The sequence below is a fragment of the Mycobacterium sp. genome, assembly GCF_036488105.1.
Classification (GTDB): Bacteria; Actinomycetota; Actinomycetes; order Mycobacteriales; family Mycobacteriaceae; genus Mycobacterium.
Genome location: NZ_DASXHW010000507.1, coordinates 1 through 4,730, shown reverse-complemented (window position 1 = coordinate 4,730; position 4,730 = coordinate 1). Strand labels below are relative to the sequence as shown.

Below are 4,730 nucleotides of genomic sequence, written 5' to 3'. Positions count from 1 at the left end.
GTAAAACAGTGCGGACATCTGTGCCGCGCAGCGATCCGGGTGCGACCTGCGCGGCTACGCTGATCACGTGTCGCAGGGCGCAGCGGCCAACAACGTCAACGGACAGCTCGAAGAGCATGCCCGCAGCAAGTATTGGTGGCTACGGTGGGTCACCCTGGCGGTCGTCGCGATCGTGCTGGCCGTCGAAGTGGCACTGGTATGGGACCAGTTGGCCAAGGCCGCCCGCAGCCTCTACTCGGCGAAGTGGTGGTGGCTGCTGGCGTCGGCACTGGCGGCCGTCCTGTTAATGCACAGCTTCGCCGAGGTTCAGCGGACCCTGCTGGTGGCGGCCGGGGTGCGGGTCAACAAATTACGGTCCGAAGCCGCTTACTACGCGGCCAACTCGCTGAGCACCACGCTGCCCGGCGGCCCGGTACTCGCCGCGACGTTTCTGCTTCGGCAGCAACGGATTTGGGGCGCGTCGACGTTGGTCGCGTCCTGGAAGCTGGTGATGTCGGGCGTGCTGCAGGCGGTGGGGTTGGCACTGCTAGGGCTCGGCGGCGCGTTCTTCCTCGGCGCCAAGAACAACCCGTTCTCGCTGCTGTTCACCCTGGGCGGCTTCGTGGCGCTGCTGCTGCTGGCCCAGGCGGTGGCGTCCCGACCGGAACTGATCGAAGGGATCGGTTGCCGGGTGTTGGCGCGGTTCAACGCGTTGCGCGGCAGGCCGGCCGACGTCGGGCTGGCCAAGTGGCGAGAGATGCTCTGCCAGCTGGAGTCGGTCAGCCTGAGCCGGCGCGACCTGGCGACGGCCTTCAGTTGGTCGCTGATCAACCGGTTCGCCGACGTCGCGTGCCTGGGGTTCGCGGCGTACGCCGCGGGGGCGCATCCGTCGGTGGGCGGCCTGACGGTGGCCTGCGCAGCCGCCCGCGCGGTCGGAACGATCCCGCTGATGCCCGGCGGGCTGCTGATGGTGGAGGCGGTGCTGGTGCCGGGCCTGGTGTCCAGCGGCATGTCGCTGCCGGTCGCCATCTCGACGATGCTGATCTACCGGCTGATCAGTTGGCTACTGCTCGCGGCGATCGGCTGGGTGGTGTTCTTCTTCATGTTCCGCGCCGAGGACCCGCTCGATCCCGACGACGACGAATCAGAGGCAGCGCCGTGTCACGAGGTCATCGAAGCGCCCGACGCCCTGCAAGGCCCGCTACCGCCGGCCGAGGACGAACGACTTACTTGAACGGCGCCCTATTTGAAGGCGCTCAGTCCCGGCATGGCTGCGGCGGCGCCGGGCACGGTGGCCGCACCGCCCGGCAGCGCATTCTGAACGCCGGAGATCACGCCGCTCGGCATACCGCCGGGAACGCCACCCGGAACCGCACCCTGCGCCGACTGCATGAAGCCGAGCACCTGGGGCAGACTGATCGGCATCTTGCACCGGCTCGACAGCCCCGCGAGCGGCGCCGCGATGGTCTGCATATCGCTGGCCGCCTTGGGGTTGGCGTCGAAGTAGCCCTTCAGCGAGTTGACCGACTGCTGACCGGCCGGCTCCTGCATGACCGAGGTCATCGCCTGGTTGGTCTCCGGATGCCCGTCGAGGTAGTCCCCCGCGGACCGCGCGACGTTGCTGATCGTCTTGGCCATCTCGCTGGCAGCACACGGGTCTGAGGCGCCGACGGCGGCGGGCGCGGACAGCAACACCATTGCCGTGGCGCCGCTCAGCCCGGTCGCGGTCAATACGCCGAGCAGTCGACGGCGCAGGGTCGCGGTGTTCCCAGTCAGGGACGTCATAGAAGCTCCTCGTGGCTTGCGGGGTCAAGTTCGCCTCGCAGACAGCTGGCGGCGCAACGCCCACACTCGCCGGCCATCCTGCCATCCGCTCCGGCGCCGTCGCCAACTCAGCGGGCGGGAAGCTCGTCACACCTGTGCACAACTCGACATCGTTGCCGAGTCGTTGCAGCTCAGCGAGCCGTAAGCGGCATCGACACATAGGTTGCTGCGGTAGGCTTGCGAACACGCAACGCTAATGCGGGGAGACCGAAATCCAGCACTTCATGATGCGCTTGAGCAGCAACCTGCGCAGGTTCCGCTGGCTGGTCTTCATGGGCTGGTTGCTCGCGCTATTACCCGCGATCTACCTGGTGATGACCCAGTCGGGTCACCTCACGGGTGGCGGTTTCGACGTGCCCGGCTCCCAGTCGCTGCGGGTCCACGACCAACTCGAGGCGCACTACCCCGACCAAGGCACCTCGCCGCTGGCGCTGGTCGCGGCGCCGCGCGCGGACGCCAGCTACGAAGACATGAATGCCGCGGCCGGGTTTCTACAGCAGGTCGCCAGGCAGATGCCCGATGTGGCGGTGGTGCCTAATCAGGCCCAGCCTTCGCCGCAGCCCGACCGGCCATACGTGGTGTCGCTGCGACTCGATTCCACCAACAACGCCAGCGCCAGCGACGCCGCCAAGAAGCTGCGGCTCAAGATCGGAGTACAGGGCGAACGACCGGGGCAGATGGCCGACGGCCGGGTGCGGCTGTACGTCATCGGCCAGGGTGCGCTCAGCACGGCCGCGGCGGCCAACACCAAACACGACATTGCCAAAGCCGAGCAGTGGAACTTTCCGATCATCCTGATCGTGTTGCTGGCGGTATTCGGCTCGCTGGCCGCCGCCGCGATTCCGCTGGCGCTGGGTATCTGCACCGTCGCGATCACGATGGGCCTGGTCTATCTGCTGTCGGCCTACACCACGATGTCGGTCTTCGTCACATCGACGGTGTCGATGTTCGGTATCGCGCTGGCCGTCGACTATTCGCTGTTCATCCTGATGCGCTTCCGCGAGGAGCTGCGTGCCGGCCGCCAACCCCAGGAGGCGATCGACGCCGCGATGGCGACGTCGGGCTTGGCCGTCGCGCTGTCCGGGATGACCGTCGTCGCGTCGTTGACCGGTATCTACCTGATCGACACCCCGGCGCTGGCGTCCATGGCCACCGGCGCGATTCTCGCGGTGGCCGTGGCGATGCTGACGGCGACGACCATGACGCCGGCGGTGCTCGCCACGATCGGCCGGGCGGCGGCCAAGAGGTCGGCGGCGTTGCACTTATCGCGGCGCCCCGAAACCACGCAGTCCCGGTTCTGGACGCACTGGATCGGCGGCGTGATGCGCCGGCCGTGGGCGTCGGCGCTGACGGCATCGGCGGTCCTGCTCGCGATGGCGGTGCCGGCGCTGTCAATGGTGTTGGGCAACAGCCTGCTTCGCCAATTCAACTCGTCGCACGAGATCCGGGCGGGGGTGTCGGCGGCCTCCGAGGCGCTGGGCCCCGGGGCGCTCGGCCCGGTGCAGGTGCTGGTGACCTTCCCCGACGGCGACGCATCCTCGGCCGCGCACGCCCAGACGATCGCCGACATCAGCAAGCAGATAAGCCAGTCCCCCAACATCACCTCGGTGGCGCCAGCGGTGTTCGCCGACAACAACAGCAGCGCCATGCTGTCGGCGGTGCTGTCGGTGGACCCCGAGGATCTCGGCGCGCGCAACACCATCACCTGGCTGCGCAGCCATCTTCCCGAAGCCGCCACCGGTTCGGCGCAGGTCAGTGTCGGTGGACCGACCGCGCTGATCAAGGACTTCGACGATCAGGTGTCCCGCACCCAGTGGCTGGTTTTGGTCTTCGTCGCGCTGATCGCCTTCGTGATGCTGCTGCTCTCCATTCAGTCGGTGTTCCTGGCGCTCAAGGGCGTGGTGATGACGATGCTGTCGGTGGCCGCGGCCTACGGCAGCTTGGTGATGGTCTTCCAATGGGGGTGGCTGGAAAAGCTCGGCTTTGCGCCGATCACCTCCATCGACAGCACGGTTCCGCCGCTGGTGCTGGCCATGACGTTCGGCTTGTCGATGGACTACGAGATCTTCCTGCTGACCCGCATCCGGGAACGCTTCTTGCAGTCGGGCAATACCCACGACGCGGTGTCCTACGGCGTGAGCACCAGCGCGCGCACCATCACCAGCGCCGCGCTGATCATGATCGCGGTGTTCATCGGCTTCGCGTTCGCCGGCATGCCACTGGTGGCCGAGATCGGGGTGGCGTGCGCGGTCGCGATCGCGGTGGACGCCACCGTGGTGCGACTGGTGATGGTGCCCGCCCTGATGGCGATGTTCGCCGAGTGGAACTGGTGGCTGCCCGCTTGGCTGGAGCGCATCCTGCCATCGGTTGACTTCGAAAAGCCCTTGCCTGCAGTCGATCTCGGCGACATCGTGATGATCCCCGACGACATCTCGGCACCCGCGGTGCCGAGCGCCGACCTGCGGATCGTGCTCAAGTCCGCGGCGCGGCTGAAGAACCTGGTGCCCGACGCGATCACCGTCGCCGATCCGCTGGCCTTCATCGGATGCGGACGTAGCAGCGACGTCCAGGCGCGGGTCAAGGACAGCAATTACGTCGCCAGTTCCGCGACCCGCCAGTTGGCGGTGATCGGGACGCCGCCGGGGACCGACGGCCAGTCGGTGGCCAGAAAGTTCGTCGGCGGCTTGTCGCATCGCAACGGCACCGGCCGCGCAGCACCGCGTGCCGTTCGGCCGATTCACCCGGTCACCCTGTGGCGCGGCCGGCTCTCGGTTGCCCTCGATGCATTGCAAGCCGACACCGAGCCCGATCAGCCGCACTTCGAACGGAGCAGCCCGCTGGAGACCACCCACGTGCAGCTGCCCACCGGCGACCGGCTGCAGGTCCCGACCGGCGCCGAGACGCTGCGGCTCAAGGGTTATCTGATC

At 67.7% G+C, this 4,730-nt stretch carries 3 protein-coding genes; 2 read left to right on the top strand and 1 reads right to left on the bottom strand.

Annotation, left to right across the window (positions count from 1 at the left end; genetic code table 11):
- The first annotated feature begins 67 nt into the window (after window positions 1-67).
- Window positions 68-1,213: a YbhN family protein gene (locus tag VGH54_RS26755; protein ID WP_331515154.1), complete on the top strand. Its 1,146-nt coding sequence runs from the start codon at window positions 68-70 to the stop codon at window positions 1,211-1,213.
- Between the two features lie 8 nt (window positions 1,214-1,221).
- Here VGH54_RS26755 and VGH54_RS26750 read toward each other — a convergent pair whose 3' ends face one another.
- A complete protein-coding gene (locus VGH54_RS26750; RefSeq protein WP_414688815.1) occupies window positions 1,222-1,755 on the bottom strand; it encodes a hemophore in 534 nt (177 codons plus the stop codon).
- 272 nt (window positions 1,756-2,027) lie between these two features.
- Between VGH54_RS26750 and VGH54_RS26745 the strand changes: the two genes are divergently transcribed.
- The coding region (locus VGH54_RS26745; RefSeq protein WP_331515152.1) for an MMPL family transporter at window positions 2,028-4,730 on the top strand (2,703 nt) is incomplete at its 3' end.